Source organism: Alteromonas sp. S015 (assembly GCF_036864485.1).
Lineage (GTDB): Bacteria > Pseudomonadota > Gammaproteobacteria > Enterobacterales > Alteromonadaceae > Alteromonas.
The window spans coordinates 878162-893084 of the sequence record NZ_JAZETO010000001.1 but is presented as its reverse complement, the minus strand read 5'-3'; the positions used below and the strand labels follow the sequence as shown (position 1 = coordinate 893084).

The 14923-nt window shown below is 45.8% G+C and carries 11 protein-coding genes; 7 read left to right on the top strand and 4 right to left on the bottom strand.

Annotation, left to right across the window (positions count from 1 at the left end; translation table 11 throughout):
- Positions 1–3: 3 nt before the first annotated feature.
- The 3 genes from metH to ppnP are packed head-to-tail and all read left to right on the top strand — an operon-like array spanning position 4 to position 3561.
- On the top strand, positions 4–2628 hold the full coding sequence (metH, locus tag V7R42_RS03865; protein ID WP_334018885.1) for a methionine synthase: 2625 nt from the start codon (positions 4–6) through the stop codon (positions 2626–2628).
- Between the two features lie 23 nt (positions 2629–2651).
- On the top strand, positions 2652–3242 hold the full coding sequence (locus V7R42_RS03860) for a DUF938 domain-containing protein (RefSeq protein ID WP_334018884.1): 591 nt from the start codon (positions 2652–2654) through the stop codon (positions 3240–3242).
- Between the two features lie 34 nt (positions 3243–3276).
- Positions 3277–3561 carry a pyrimidine/purine nucleoside phosphorylase gene (ppnP, locus tag V7R42_RS03855; RefSeq protein WP_025254395.1) on the top strand — a complete coding sequence of 95 codons (285 nt, stop codon included), beginning with the start codon at positions 3277–3279 and terminating at the stop codon, positions 3559–3561.
- Between the two features lie 107 nt (positions 3562–3668).
- On the opposite strand, the gene V7R42_RS03850 is transcribed toward ppnP, so the two are convergent.
- Together V7R42_RS03850 and V7R42_RS03845 are read right to left on the bottom strand one after the other, a co-directional pair.
- Positions 3669–4565 (bottom strand): LysR family transcriptional regulator, encoded by an 897-nt coding sequence (locus V7R42_RS03850; protein ID WP_334018883.1) that lies wholly within the window; start codon positions 4563–4565, stop codon positions 3669–3671.
- Between the two features lie 17 nt (positions 4566–4582).
- Entirely contained in the window at positions 4583–5551 is a 969-nt protein-coding gene (locus V7R42_RS03845) for a hydrogen peroxide-inducible genes activator (RefSeq protein ID WP_334018882.1), read from the bottom strand.
- Between the two features lie 157 nt (positions 5552–5708).
- On the opposite strand from V7R42_RS03845, the gene V7R42_RS03840 reads away from it, so the two are divergent.
- The 4 genes from V7R42_RS03840 to betI all read left to right on the top strand — a co-directional run bounded on the left by V7R42_RS03840 (position 5709) and on the right by betI (position 11333).
- On the top strand, positions 5709–6362 hold the full coding sequence (locus tag V7R42_RS03840) for a carbonic anhydrase (RefSeq protein ID WP_334018881.1): 654 nt from the start codon (positions 5709–5711) through the stop codon (positions 6360–6362).
- An 11-nt stretch (positions 6363–6373) separates the two neighbouring features.
- A complete protein-coding gene (locus V7R42_RS03835; protein ID WP_334018880.1) occupies positions 6374–8011 on the top strand; it encodes a SulP family inorganic anion transporter in 1638 nt (545 codons plus the stop codon).
- A 249-nt stretch (positions 8012–8260) separates the two neighbouring features.
- The gene (locus V7R42_RS03830) at positions 8261–10684 is read left to right on the top strand and encodes a TonB-dependent receptor domain-containing protein (protein ID WP_334018879.1); all 2424 of its coding nucleotides are present in this window, start codon (positions 8261–8263) and stop codon (positions 10682–10684) included.
- A gap of 73 nt (positions 10685–10757) precedes the next feature.
- Positions 10758–11333 carry a transcriptional regulator BetI gene (gene betI, locus V7R42_RS03825; RefSeq protein ID WP_334018878.1) on the top strand — a complete coding sequence of 192 codons (576 nt, stop codon included), beginning with the start codon at positions 10758–10760 and terminating at the stop codon, positions 11331–11333.
- 155 nt (positions 11334–11488) lie between these two features.
- Here the strand turns inward: betI and V7R42_RS03820 are convergent, their stop codons facing one another.
- Positions 11489–13564 (bottom strand): M13 family metallopeptidase, encoded by a 2076-nt coding sequence (locus V7R42_RS03820; RefSeq protein ID WP_334018877.1) that lies wholly within the window; start codon positions 13562–13564, stop codon positions 11489–11491.
- Positions 13554–14879: a GNAT family N-acetyltransferase gene (locus V7R42_RS03815; protein ID WP_334018876.1), complete on the bottom strand. Its 1326-nt coding sequence runs from the start codon at positions 14877–14879 to the stop codon at positions 13554–13556. Before V7R42_RS03815 ends, V7R42_RS03820 begins: the two co-directional genes overlap by 11 nt.
- Positions 14880–14923: the final 44 nt, after the last annotated feature.

Sequence of the window (14923 nt, the reverse complement as noted above, 5' to 3'; positions counted from 1 at the left end):
ATTATGAGCGCAGAATTTTCCACATTTATCAATATTGGTGAGCGAACTAACGTAACGGGTTCGGCTCGCTTTAAACGTCTTATCCTCGATGGTGATTATGAAGCCGCGCTTGATGTTGCAAGACAGCAAGTTGAAAACGGCGCGCAAATTATCGATATCAACATGGATGAGGCTATGCTTGATTCCAAGCAAGCAATGATCACCTTCATGAATCTTATTGCCTCTGAGCCGGATATCAGCCGCGTGCCCATCATGATTGATTCGTCTAAATGGGAAGTTATAGAAGCGGGGCTTAAGTGCGTACAGGGCAAAGCAATTGTTAACTCAATTAGTTTAAAAGAAGGGGAAGCGCTCTTCTTAAACCAAGCCAAGCTAATAAAGCGTTATGGTGCTGCAACCGTGGTGATGGCGTTTGACGAGACCGGTCAGGCCGATACACAGGCTAGAAAAGTTGAGATTTGTCAGCGTAGCTACAAGCTGCTTACTGAAGAAATAGGCTTTCCACCAGAAGATATTATTTTTGACCCCAACATTTTTGCAGTAGCGACAGGTATTGAAGAGCACGACAACTACGCGGTTGATTTTATTGAAGCTACTCGTGAGATTCGTAAAACTTGCCCGTACTCCCATATTTCCGGTGGCCTTTCCAATATTTCGTTTTCGTTCAGGGGAAATAATCCGGTTCGCGAAGCTATGCACTCGGTATTCCTATATCACGCTATTCGCGCCGGTATGGATATGGCTATTGTGAATGCGGGGCAGCTAGAGGTATACGACGAAATACCCGTTGAATTGCGCGATGCAGTTGAAGACGTGATTTTAAATCGCAGAAGCGATGCCACTGAACGCTTGCTCGATATTGCACCTAACTATCAAGGCGACGGTAAGGCTGCTGCGAAGGAAGATTTATCCTGGCGCGAGCAGGAGGTGAATAAGCGCCTAGAGCACGCCCTTGTGAAAGGGATCACCGATTACATCATTGAAGACACCGAAGAAGCGCGTCAGCAGGCTGAGCGTCCGTTACACGTTATCGAAGGGCCGTTAATGGACGGCATGAACGTGGTGGGAGATTTGTTTGGCGAAGGTAAGATGTTCCTTCCTCAGGTGGTAAAGTCGGCACGTGTAATGAAAAAAGCGGTAGCCCATTTACAGCCTTTTATTGAAGAAGAAAAGTCAGACGATGCTAAAAGCAACGGCAAAATTCTTTTAGCCACGGTAAAGGGCGACGTTCATGATATTGGTAAAAATATTGTAGGCGTGGTACTTCAGTGTAATAACTTTGAAGTGATTGATCTTGGCGTGATGGTGCCGGCCGCGACAATCTTACAAACCGCCAAAGATGAAAACGTCGATATGATTGGCCTGTCAGGCCTTATTACACCATCACTTGATGAGATGGTTCACGTTGCCAAAGAAATGGAGCGTCAGGGCTTTGATATTCCGCTTCTTATTGGCGGGGCGACGACGTCTAAAGCGCACACTGCGGTAAAAATTGAACAAAATTATCATGCACCTGTGGCTTATGTTCCAAACGCAAGTAGAGCAGTAGGCGTGTGTCAGCGCCTTTTAAACAAAGCGTCTCGTGATATTTATGCGCAAGAACTGGCAAAAGAATACGATACGGTACGCGAACAGCACGCCCGTAAAAAGCCACGCAGCAAGCCGGTGACGTTAGCTCAGGCCAGAGAAAACGCTTTTAAGCCAGATTTTACGACGTTGCCAGTAAAACCTGCGAGCCTGGGTGTAACACCGGTAACCGCCGATTTAGCTACGTTGCGCAACTACATTGATTGGACGCCGTTTTTCTTAACCTGGTCTTTGGCAGGCAAGTACCCGCGTATACTTGAAGATGAAGTAGTGGGGGAGCAGGCGCAGTCGCTGTTCAACGATGCCAATGCTATGCTGGATAAAGTTATCGAAGAGAACAGTCTTCAGGCAAAAGGTGTTATCGGTTTATTTCCTGCAAACCGCGTTAATGACGATGTTGAAATTTACACCGATGAGTCGAGAAATCAGGTTCAAGGCGTTGCCCATCATCTGCGTCAGCAAACGCTAAAAGACAAATTCGCTAATTATTGTTTAGCAGACTTTGTGGCTGAAAAGTCGAGTGGCATAAATGATTATGTCGGCGCTTTTGCCGTTACCGGTGGTATAGGGGAAGACGAGCTTGCTGATAGCTATATTCAAGCAGGCGATGACTATAACGGTATTATGGTAAAAGCAGTGGCAGACAGACTTGCCGAAGCGTTTGCGGAATATCTGCACGAGCAGGTGCGTAAGCACTATTGGGGCTACGCCGCTAACGAATCACTAAGTAACGAAGAACTTATCCGCGAAAAATACCAAGGCATTCGACCGGCACCAGGCTACGCCGCGTGTCCCGAGCATACTGAAAAGCAGCTTATTTGGGACTTATTGTCGGCAGAGCAGCACACTGGTATGAAGCTTACGGAAAGTTACGCCATGTGGCCGGGCGCGTCGGTATCGGGTTGGTATTTTGCTCACCCTGACGCAAAGTACTTTGCGGTTGCCAAAATTCAAGCCGACCAAGTAGAAGATTACGCCACACGTAAAGGCTGGACCATAGACGAAGCTGAAAAGTGGTTAGGTCCTAACCTAAGTGATTAATGCTGGTAAGGCAGGTAACGTTTATGCAAGTCGAAAAGCCTTTTAGTCAGGCCTGTGAAAACAACAAGCGCGCTATTTTGAGCGTGCTTGAACGTACATTTTCCAACTGCCGACAAGTATTGGAAATAGGAAGCGGAACAGGTCAACACGCTGTATTTTTGGCTGAGCACTTACCCCATCTTATTTGGCACACAAGCGACCAACCACACTACCACGAGGGAATTGCCGCGTGGCTGAGTGATGCAAATGCGGGTAATGTGAAACCTCCTGTTGCATTCACCGTCGGGCAAGATGCCTTTCCTAATCTCGATGTAGACGGTGTTTTCACGGCAAACACCGCACACATCATGCAAAAAGAAGAGGTGAAGCTACTAATGGAGTCTGTGGCAACTCACTTACCCAAAGGGGGAGTTTTTTGCCAGTATGGCCCTTTTACACATAGCGGTAAATTTACATCTGAAAGTAACCAAGCTTTCCATACGTCGCTTTTAGCGCGCGGCTATGGTGGCTATCGCGATATAAACGAGCTTACTGCTTGGGCAGGCGAGTTAAGCTTGCAAGACATTATCGACATGCCCGCCAACAACCATATGCTTATTTGGCAAAAACGCTAAAGAAGTATCAATTGCATCAATGAAAGGAGCAGCTATGAGCTTTAAAGTAAACCATTATTTCGACAACAAAGTGAGCTCGATTGGGTTTGAATCTGCAAACGGCCCCTGTACCTCGGGCGTAATGTCGCCGGGCGAATACACATTTTCTACCTCGCAAAAAGAGCTAATGAAAGTGGTTGAAGGTGAGCTAGTGGTGAAACTACCAGGAAGTGACGAATGGCAATCTTTCGCAACGGGTACCAGTTTTAATGTGCCTGCCGATACTTCTTTTGACGTAAAAGTATCTACGCCTACCGCTTATCTTTGCTTTTACAGCTAAGCAGTAGTGATCAATTAGCTACGCAGTCTTGCCTTCTGTGTTGATATTGCGTAGTTTTATAAAAAATGACTCAAGGATGAAATTACCATGCATGACGTGCTAATGACCTATGAGTTGCCCCGTGAAAGGGTTTGCGACATGGCGATAAAATCGTCTACAAACCCCAGAACGTCAGAAGCTTTGCGATGGCCTAAATAAAGGGTTTTAGCCACGCCAGCTTCACCCATAGATTTCGTGCAAAGCCGTTCACTTTCCTTTGCTTCTTCAACTAGCCACTTTGGTAAAGCTGTAACTCCGCGCCCGGCCGCTACCATTTGTAAGATAATTTCAGTGGTTTCAATCGTTTTATGGTGCTTTACTGTGCAATTTGCTGGCGTAAGAAAATGCGTGAAGACGTCCAGGCGACTGAGTTCTACGGGGTAGGTTATTAGGGTCTCATTGCTTAAATCTCTTGGTGTAACGAATGGTTTCTCTACTAGAGGGTGGTGCTTATCCATGACCAACACTTGCTCGTACTCAAACACTGGCGTGTAAGTAATGGTGTCAAGTGAAAGGGGGTCTGGCGTGAGCAATATATCAATATCGTAGCCGTGAAGCGCTTGTAAACCGCCAAAAGAAAAGGCGCGACGAACATCAACATCAACACCGGGGAAGGCCTTTAAAAATGGCGCGACAACTTTTAACAGCCATTCGAAACAAGGGTAGCACTCCATTCCAATGCGCAATATACCCTGTTTACCATCGGCAAATCTGCGTAATTGGGCTTCAGTATGTTCAAACTGAGGTAAAACTCTGTGAGCTAAGCCCAGAACACTTTGGCCTGCCTGAGTCAGTGTAAGTCTTCTGCCGTCTTTTTTCCAAAGCGGTACGTCAAAATGCGCTTCCAATTTTTTCATTGCGTGGCTTAACGCTGACTGGGTTAGGAAAAGCGATTTTGCCGCTTCGGTCATAGTACCCTCAGCATCTATCGCTCTTACAATTCGTAAATGTTGTCTATCAATCATAATAAATTTCAACCAGTTTAACGTTTTTGAACAGAGCTGGCGGCTGTGTTGACAATACTCACTGCGGTCGATAGGTGAGTTTCAATTATCTCTTTTATAATAATTGATATTTCTCTGAAGGTCTTCCTTCCCGGCGCGGTGTTTCGCCACGCTAGAGAGTGCTGACGCTCAATTGGCATATCAGCAATCTCACATACGTGTAACGCTTCGGGCTTGTGCAACTCAGAATGAATATAAAGCCCAGGTAGAAAGGCAACGCCCATGCCCATTACCACCATTTGACGTAAGGTATCTAGACTTGTGCCTTCATAATCACGCTGTAAATCAGCACCAATTTCATCGCAAATACGCTGTACTTGATGGTGGAAATGGTGTCGGTCTTCTAGCGTAAGCACTTTTTCACCAGTAATTTCTTCTGGCTTAACGTACGCTTTTCCCGCCAGTTTGTGGTCGGAAGGCGTTACGAATTTTAGCGGCTCTTTGAAAAGCGGTTGTGTGATCAATTGAGAGTTTTCACCTGATAGCGGAGAAAGGATTAAGTCATACTCACCACGCAATAGCCCATGTTGCAGCGCGCTGGGGGCGCCCTCACGTACGTAAAAACGCAAGCCAGGCTTCCGTTTGTGCAAATCAGGCAATACGAAGGGAAGCAAGTAAGGCCCGAGCGTTGGTGGAATGCCTAGACGATAGGTTACAACTTCACCTTCCGATAAGTCGCGTGCAATTTCGCTGAACCGTTGAGAGGACTGTAATACCTCTTCTGCTGCGTCTAGCAAGGCTTTACCTTGAGGGGATAATAGTGTGCCGGTACGAGAGCGCTCAAATAGTGTTAAACCTAATAAATTTTCTAGAGCACTGATTTGACTGGTCAGAGTTGGTTGGCTAATTCCCAAAATTCCCGCAGCCTGTCTGAAACTTAGGTACTTCGCCACGGCTACAAAATAGCGGATTTGGTTAATTGACGGGGTCTTTCCGTTAAATTGCATGGTGAAAATGGCCCTCTCTACTAAACTTAAAGGTAGTGATTCCTAAGTGGTGATAGTATTTAGCTATCGCGAGTTAGTATATTAAACTATTAATCTATCAGGCGAAACTGACGTAATTACATAATCATTACAATTATTAAAAAAATGGGAGTTAGATATGGATCACGTTATCTCAGGTGTTGCCAAGTTCCAGAAAGAAGTTTATCCAAATAAAAAAGCTACGTTTCAAAAGCTAGCGACTGGGCAAAACCCTGAAGTGCTTTTCATTACGTGTTCTGATTCACGTATCGACCCGAACTTAGTGACGCAAACTGATCCGGGCGAACTTTTTATTTGCCGTAATGCAGGTAACATCGTGCCTCCTCACAGCAATCAAACTGGCGGTATGACAGCTTCTATTGAATTCGCAGTTGCTGCATTGGGGGTTTCTCACATTGTTATTTGCGGCCACACAGATTGTGGTGCGATGAAAGGCGCCATCAACCCTGAAGGCTTGAGTGCACTTCCGCATGTAAAAGAGTGGCTAGGTCATTGCCGAGTCGCCACTGAAGTTGTTAAAGAGCGCTGTGGTCATTCTGATCTCTCTATCGACGATTTAGAAGCGGTTACAAAAGAAAACGTTGTTCAGCAAATTCAGCACCTTCGCACTCACCCGTCTGTTGCTGCGAAAATCGCTACAGGTCAGGTTAAGCTACACGGTTGGGTTTATAACATTGGCTCGGGTGAAGTGCTTTATTACAACACTGAATCTGGCGATTTCGATGTAATGGACGAGTCTACCGCTGAAGCACAACTTGCACGCGGCGAATAAGGTCTACGACTATGTTAAAAATTAACCTTTCAAACCTACGAGGCGATTTTACCGGCGGTTTAACAGCTGGTATTGTAGCCTTACCACTGGCACTCGCACTTGGTGTGGCGTCAGGTTTAGGACCAATGGCGGGGCTTTACGGTGCTATCGCAGTGGGCTTCTTTGCCGCACTATTCGGTGGGACACCAGCACAAATATCAGGTCCAACGGGGCCGATGGTCGTTGTACTTGCAGGCTTGTTCGCGAGTCTTTCAGGCGACGCTAGTCTTATTTTCACCGCAGTTATTCTGGCTGGTATATTCCAGATTGTTTTCGGTGTTCTTGGCGTGGGGCAGTATATTCGTTTAGTGCCTTATCCCGTGATTTCAGGCTTTATGTCGGGTATTGGTGCCATTATTATTATCCTTCAAATTGGTCGTTTACTGGGCCATGAGCCTCCAGGCGGAACGATCGGCGCATTGACATACTTGCCAACCGCGCTCGCCGATATTGATTTTGCAACCTTGGCGTTAGGCCTTGGTACCTTGGTTGTTGCCTACAAGTGGCCTCCGCAGCTAGGCAAGTATGTGCCAGGCGCACTGGCTGCACTCATCATTGGCACGCTTGTAAGTTTAGCGCTATCGGTGCCGATTCTTGGTGATATCCCGACGGGTTTACCTAGTCTTCACCTTCCAGTATTTGATCAAAGTAAAGCACTGCTTATTCTTGAAGCCGCGTTTATTCTTGCGGTGTTAGGAGCTATTGATAGCCTGTTGACATCACTTGTTGCTGATAATATGACGCGTACCCGTCACGATAGTAACAAAGAGCTAATCGGCCAAGGTATTGGTAACACTTTCGCTGGGCTTATTGGTGGTATCGCAGGTGCAGGCGCAACGATGCGTACTGTTGTAAATATCCGTAGCGGTGGAAAGTACAACATTTCAGGCATGGTACACGCGCTAGTGCTTCTGGCTATTGTATTAGGTCTTAGCCCGCTAGCGGCGCAAATTCCTCACGCTGTACTGGCAGGTATTCTTGTTAAAGTTGGTTTGGATATCATCGATTGGAGCTACCTGAAGCGTGCACACAAGGGCCCACGCTGGGACTTTGGTCTTATGGTTATGGTGCTGGCACTTACTGTATTTGTAGACCTGATCACAGCGGTTGGAGTAGGTGTAGTATTTGCAGCGTTAGCGTACGTTAAGCAAATAGCACAGCTGCAAATTGAAGAGCTTAAGAAGATCCCTGAAACGCTCAACGATCCAAAAGAAAATGAGTTGCTGGAGTCACTGAAAGGTAAAGTATCAATCTTTAGTTTTGGCGGGCCACTAAGCTTTGGTGCGGCTGCCGATTTGGGCCACCACGTTCGTGAACGTGTGAAGCCAGGTTCTAAAGTAACCATTCTAGACTTCTCGCGTGTTCCACTCATGGATGTATCTGCAGCGATGGCCGTTGATACGGTTACCTCAGATGCATTAGCGGCGGGTCGTCAGTTGGTTATTTGTGGCGCTAATGCTGAGGTCAACAAGGTACTTGAAGGTGTTAACGAAGCGCACCCAGGTATACCTAACTTTGACACCCTACACGACGCTTTACTTTACGCAGAAAAGCAAGTAGCCGGGACTGAAAGCAAGAACACCCGTTTTCAAGCCGCAACGCAGTCGTAAAGTTCTATCAAGTTTCAATAAACCTTTCCCTTTTAGCCCTCCTTGTTGAGGGCTTTTTTGTATCTTCTGCTTGATGAATTAATAATGAATTAGTGTGGGAGGTTATATCTGGCGCGTGATGTTAAAAATGTTATTGGGCACCACAATATGAACTTTTTATTGATTGATTGTTCAATCAAATTTAACGCTACTGTAACAATTCTTCCCTAAAGTAGTGAGTAAACAATACACAACTACTATGGGAAACACATGAAAACACACAATAAACTCTCGTTAGCTGTACTTGCAGCACTTTCGTCTATGACTACACCTACAGTGGCGTGGGCAGAAGAAGCAGAGCGTGCTGACGAACAGCGCATAGAAGAAATTACCGTTGTTGGGCGAAGCGTGTCTTACGCTAATAACGCAACCAGTGACGATATGTTTAAACAACAGGCTAATCTTAGCAGCGTGTTAGCAGCGGTTGATAACTTGCCAGGTGTGCTTATTAACGAAGGAGATACTTTTGGGGCTGATGATTGGTCAACGTCTATTGTTATTCGTGGCTTTCAAGTAAACCTAAACGAACAGCAAATTGGTATGACGGTAGACGGTATTGCTAACGGTAATTCAAACTACGGTGGTGGCGCAAAAGCGAATCGCTATATCGATACTGAAAACGTGAAAGGCGTTGAAGTTTCTCAGGGTACGGCGGATATCGCTTCCCGTTCACACGAAGCCTTGGGCGGTACACTGAATTTCACCACCATTGACCCGTCTGCGGAACAAGGCTTGATAACCAGTGTGACCGCTGGTTCATTTGATGCGTCAAAATATTATGTGCGTTATGAAACGGGCGAAATCTTTAAAGACACCTACGCGTGGATAAGCCTTTCAAGCCAAGAAAGCTCCGACTTTATGCAGCAAGCGGCAGAGAACACCCGTGATCATTTAGCCATGAAGTTTATCTCTACCGTTAACGATGTGTCTCTTACTGGTTACCTGTCTTACGACGATACGCATGAAGACAACTACCAACGCATTTATGGACTGGCGCAATATGAACAAAACCCAGACTGGGACCAGTTAACCGACGAGTGGACAGGCGTGCCTTATCAAGATCAGGCGTATCGTCGAGGCTGGTCTACTTTGCGAGAAAACCTTTTTGCCTATTTACAGGCTGAATTCACTATTGGCCAAGTCGATTTTATGACCAACGTGTATTATCACGACAACGAAGGACGTGGGGAGTGGGTACCGCCTTATATCGTTGACGTTACTGATGATGGTACACAAGGCCACTCAGAACTCGTTGTTGGTAACACAGTCTTCGGCGGCCAACAGCTTGGGCAAATTTACTTTGTCGACAGACAAGGCAATCAGCTAAGCCCAATTGAAGGTTGTCAAAGCTCGCTGACCTTCCCTTATGGTGGCGCGGGTGCAGAATATGACCCAGGTTGCCACGAACAAGGGGCGATTCCAGTGGGCTCTTATCGTCACACTCATTATGATAAAGAGCGCATTGGTATCAACGCTGATGCAGTCTGGTATACCAAAATTGGCGATTTCGATAATACGGTACGATTCGGTATCTGGTGGGAAGACTACGAGCGTGGCGAGTCTCGCGACTGGCATAAAATTACTAACTCGTCTATCAGCGTGAATTATGACAACGTGCCTTACTGGGTGCAGTACGACAGAACCTTCCCAGTCGATACCTTAATGTACTATGTGGAAGATGAGCTTGATTTAGGCTTTGCCCGCATTCGCGCTGGTGCCAAGAAGTTTAATGTCGATATTGAAAAAACGGACAACTTTGACTCAGACAATAATTTAGCGGTGAATACTGACTCAGATACATTATTCTCAGCCGGTATCGTCGCACCTTTACCCATTGAAGGAGTAGAAGTTTTCGCAGGATACGGTGAGAACTTTGCGGCAATTAAAGATGCGCAACTAGAACGAAACGACACAGACCTTCGCTTTATAAAGCCTGAAACCGCTGACAACATTGACGTGGGCTTTCGCTATGCCTCGCCTGGGTTTAACGCGAGTGTGACGTATTATAATATTGAGTTTAACGATCGTATTCAATTTACCAGCAACGAAACATCACAAGGTATCGATTTCCTTGAAGAAACTGCTGGCGGTTATAAAAACGTAGGGGGAATAGAGTCTAGCGGTGTTGAAATCTCAGCTGATATCACACTTACTGAAGCGTTTTCACTGTTTACCTCAATTACGTTAAGTGAGTCTGAGTATGTAGCGACTGTAGGAAGTTCAGGCACTCAGTACGATACACTAGAGGAAGCGTTAGCGGCGATTGCAGATCCTAATAACCCCGAAGAGTCTCTTGTAGCTATTGAAGATAATACCGTTATTGGTACCCCTGACACCATGGCGGTAGTGAGCCTCGATTGGGCGCAGGATAATTATTTTGCCGGCCTTTCTACCAAATATGTAGATAGCCGCTACCTTGATATTGAAAACGCGATACAAGTTGATGATTATATTGTTAGCGACTTTTATGTAGGTGGTTTCATCGAAAATATTGGTCCAGGTATTGAAGAACTTGAAGTTCGTTTAACAGTGAACAATGTGTTTGATGAAGACTATGCGTCTACCATCGCACCGGGTGCATTTTGGATTGGTGCGCCTCGCGCTGTTGCAGTCAACGCACGCTTAACCTTTTAATCGTGATATCATGCCTGCGGCGGCATTGTGCTGTCGCAGGTTATTTTTTTGATTTAAGGTTTGGAGTTGTAGCATGCCCAAGGTGGGAATGGAGCCAGTTCGCAAAAAACAATTAATAGAAGCAACGCTAGAAGTAATGGCAGAAGTTGGCTATCACGGAACTACGATAAGCTTGATTAGCAAAAGGGCGGGGCTTTCTTCAGGGATAATCAGTCACTATTTTGGTGACAAGCAAGGATTAATTGAAGCAACGATGCGCCACCTTCTCGATGCGCTCAAAATTACACAGCGTATTGACGATCCGTTAGAGCGGATTGATTTCATTATCGAAAATAACTTTTCTCAAACGCAAGGCGCAAGCTCAGCAACCAATACCTGGTTTAATTTCTGGGCGCTGTCACTACACAATGAAGGCTTGCATCGTTTGCAGTGTATTAACCACAAACGGTTAGAACGTAATTTAGCGTTTAGCTACCGCAAGCTACTTCATCCTGACCAAGTCAAAAATGCTGCTGCGTCTACTGCAGCATTAATTGATGGCTATTGGTTACGTTACTCCATGGGAAGCGTAGGTAACGGTGACTTTTCAGAAGCTGTAGCCCGCTGTAAACAGTATGTTCGTGATTTAGTTGCTCAATACGGAAGATAGACAGGTATAAGGAAGATAAAAAGTAACCGCAAGATAAATAAGCACTTGCTGCTGCTTTAAAAAAACCACCGAGCGAATGCTGATTAGAAAAGTAAAAAGGGCGGTTCGAGATAAGTCGAACCGCCCTTTTTAATTATCTACACTTTCTAAACGAGTTACCAAATTCTTACGCGCTCTTCAGGCGCAAGATAAAGTGCATCACCTGGTTTCACGTCAAACGCTTCATACCATGCATCATGGTTTCTTGGCGCTTGAGCACGGTAACGACCTGGCGCGTGTGTGCCTGCGCGAAGTTGATTCAGCATACTTTCTTCGGTGCGTTTTTCTTTCCACACTTGTGCCCACGCAAGGAAGAAGCGTTGGTCGCCTGTAAGGCCGTCAATAACGGGGGCTTCTTTGCCGTTAAGGCTGAGCTTGTAGGCGTGGTAAGCCATGGCTAGACCACCCACGTCACCAATGTTTTCACCCAAGCTGTTGCGACCATTTACGAAGTTACCTTCGATAGGCTCGTACTGGCTGTATTGCTCGGCTAGCATATCTGCTTTTTCTTCAAACGCTGCGCGGTCAGCATCGGTCCACCAGTTGCGCTGAATGCCGTTTGCATCTGACTTCGAGCCTTGATCATCGAAACCGTGTCCCATCTCGTGACCAATTACGGCACCGATTGCACCGTAGTTCACTGCAGCGTCGGCATTTGGATCAAAGAATGGCGGTTGTAAAATAGCCGCTGGGAATACAATTTCATTGAACGAGCTATTGTAGTAGGCGTTAACGCGCTGCGGTGTCATACCCCAGCGGTTGCGGTCCGTTTTCTCTAGCTCGCGCTCTACGGACTGGTCTTGGAAGAATGTGCGTAGGTTACGAACATTGCCCACTAAGTCGTTATCGCTAATGGTTACGCCATCAAAAGACTGCCATTCGTCTGGGTAGCCAATTTTAGGGTTAAATGCCATTAGCTTTTCTTTGGCATTTACCTTGGTTTCTTCGCTCATCCAGTCTAGGTTTTCAATACGCTCACCCAGTGCTGTACGCAAGTTCTCAACCAGCTCTGCCATCTGCTCTTTTGAGCTTTCTGGGAAGTATTCGTTTACGTAAATCTTACCGATAGCAAAACCCAGTGACTCAGTGCCAGACATTTGGCTAACTGCGCGTTTCCAACGAGGTCGAGGCTCTTGCTGACCGCTTAGTGTACGACCAAAGAAGTCAAAATTGGCTAGGTAGATATCTTCAGAAAGGAGGTCCGCATTGTTTGAAATAGTGTGATACTTCAAGTACGACTTCCAATCGGCTAAGTCCGCTTCGTTAATAATTTTGATAACGTCTTTTACTGGCTCAGGCTGTGTAATATTTAGCTCAGGCACTTTATAGCCGGTTTGAGCAAAATACGTGTCCCAATCAAAGCCAGGGTATTCGTCAGACAGCTTGCTACGCTCAATTTGATTGAGAGTAAGGTCGCGGTCACGGCGTTTTTCACGAGGCCACTGAATTTCTGCGATTTGTGTTTCAAGGGCAAGAATATTCGCTGCTTTTTCAGCTGCGTTGTCTTCACCTGCAAAATTTAGCATCTGCTCGATGTGTGCTACATAAGCTTCGCGTATCTTAACAAAACGCTCACTATCACTTAAGTAGTAGTCGCGATCAGGAAGGCCTAAACCACCAACACCAACGCTTAATTGATATTCATTTGGGTCAAGGCGGTTGTACCACATACCGCCGCCAATTGGCGTGGTTGAGCCTACTAACCAGCTGTTACCAAATGCTTTGGTTAAGTCAGTTTTGTTTTCAATGCTATCAATAGAGGTTAGTACGTCTTGAATTGGCTCGATACCTTTTTCGTTGATGGTATCGGTATCCATATAAGCAACGAAAAAGTCGTGAACAAGCTGTTCTTCTTCATTCAGAGAAGTTTTCTCCATTAGCCCATCAATGATGTTCTTAACTTGTTCTTCACTGCGCTCGGCAAGGCCAGTAAATGCACCGTAGCGAGTTTTATCAGCAGGCAGTTCATAGTTGTCGTACCATGTACCACTTGCGTACATAAAGAAGTCGTCACCAGGTTTTACCGCTTCATTGCGAGCGCTTAAATCTACGCCGAAAGAACCTAGTTCTGCTTCGCCCTTCATCTCTGTCACTTCAACATTACTAGTTTGGTCTTTTGCTTGCTCAGGTTGACCACAACCTGCAAGGCCTAAAGATGCCGCAATCGCTACGGCAAGAAGTTTATATTTCATGGTTTTTCTCGTTGTGATTATAAGTGTCGTCGTTAGGTCCAGTGACACTCGTTGTTTTTAAAGTAGGCACGAATTCCTTGTTAAACGGTAAAGCATTCCGTGCCTGATTAAAATAGCTTGCGATATGTGGCGTTTCCCGCTGTAAAAAGTCTGCTACAGCTGTGTGAAACGGCACATGTCGTAATTTATGATGTGAACGGCAATAAATGGGCTCGAAACCTCGAAGTATTTTATGTTCACCCTGGGTGCCGGGGTTAAAAAGCGGTAGTTTTTTCGCAATGGCAAATTCAATGCCTTCAAAATAACAGCAGGCAAAATGCAGACCGTCTATTTCTTTCAGCGCTCCCCAGTATCTCCCATACAGCCCCGTTTCATCGTAAAAAAAGAGGGCGCTGGCTACCGCTACTTCATCTTCTACTGCAGTCACAATAAGCATATTATCGCTTATGGTCTCGACAAGTCGCTTAAAAAAGGCATCATTTAAATATCCCACGTGACCGCTTCGTTTTAAATAGGTGGCTTTGTAACACTTTGTGAAAAACTGCAGCGTCTCTGGACTAATCTTACTTCCGGTATGATAGGTGAAGCGGACACCTTGTTCGGTCAGTTTGCGTCGACTTTTCTTTATATCTTTTCTTTTGCGGGAGGTAAGCGCATTTAGAAAATCATCGAAACCATTATAGCCGTAGTTATGCCACTGAAACTGAACCGCAAATCGGGTCAGGTAGCGGTTTAGCGCGTCGGATTGATTTCGAAGTCGTTCAATGGATAAGTCATTGGGTAAATCATTTGCCTTGAGGTTACCGCTATTGGTGATTTGAGCCGATGTGCTTTCATTTGGGAATAACCAATGAAAAGAAGATAAGGTCTCACCAAATACGGATTCTACGTACGTTGCCACCGTATCTTCCAGTTCGTGTAAAAGCGCCGGAGTAAGCACAACGTGCCCATCACTAAGGAGCCTTGGACCCGTTACAGGCGTGAAGGGGATGGCCGATATCCACTTAGGATAATAGTCGAGTCCGTGCTGTGCATAAGCATTTGCCCAAGCGTGGTCGAAAACGTATTCACCGTAGCTGTGTGTCTTCAAGTAGCCAGGAATAACAAGATTTGCAGCCTCATGCTGACCTTTCGCTATAGCAATATGGCAAGGTAGCCACCCAGATTCATTGCTACACGAACCGCTGCGTTCTAACGCATGCAAAAATTCATAAGAAAGGAAAGGGCCCACTTCTTTTGCGAGGTATTGCCAGCGCTCTTTAGAGAACTGTTCAATCGAATCTATTATTGTTATGCGATAGTCAGATGTTGTCATGCAATTTACATCAGGTAGAGGTTAAGAGCTTAAAACATTAGATA

Bases quoted from the DNA above. Each gene is read 5' to 3' on its own strand.
- ppnP (WP_025254395.1), top strand. From the start codon at position 3,277: ATGAGCTTTAAAGTAAACCATTATTTCGACAACAAAGTGAGCTCGATT.
- V7R42_RS03840 (WP_334018881.1), top strand. From the start codon at position 5,709: ATGGATCACGTTATCTCAGGTGTTGCCAAGTTCCAGAAAGAAGTTTAT.
- V7R42_RS03815 (WP_334018876.1), bottom strand. From the start codon at position 14,879: ATGACAACATCTGACTATCGCATAACAATAATAGATTCGATTGAACAG.
- betI (WP_334018878.1), top strand. From the start codon at position 10,758: ATGCCCAAGGTGGGAATGGAGCCAGTTCGCAAAAAACAATTAATAGAA.
- V7R42_RS03820 (WP_334018877.1), bottom strand. From the start codon at position 13,564: ATGAAATATAAACTTCTTGCCGTAGCGATTGCGGCATCTTTAGGCCTT.
- metH (WP_334018885.1), top strand. From the start codon at position 4: ATGAGCGCAGAATTTTCCACATTTATCAATATTGGTGAGCGAACTAAC.
- V7R42_RS03845 (WP_334018882.1), bottom strand. From the start codon at position 5,551: ATGCAATTTAACGGAAAGACCCCGTCAATTAACCAAATCCGCTATTTT.
- V7R42_RS03850 (WP_334018883.1), bottom strand. From the start codon at position 4,565: ATGATTGATAGACAACATTTACGAATTGTAAGAGCGATAGATGCTGAG.
- V7R42_RS03835 (WP_334018880.1), top strand. From the start codon at position 6,374: ATGTTAAAAATTAACCTTTCAAACCTACGAGGCGATTTTACCGGCGGT.
- V7R42_RS03860 (WP_334018884.1), top strand. From the start codon at position 2,652: ATGCAAGTCGAAAAGCCTTTTAGTCAGGCCTGTGAAAACAACAAGCGC.
- V7R42_RS03830 (WP_334018879.1), top strand. From the start codon at position 8,261: ATGAAAACACACAATAAACTCTCGTTAGCTGTACTTGCAGCACTTTCG.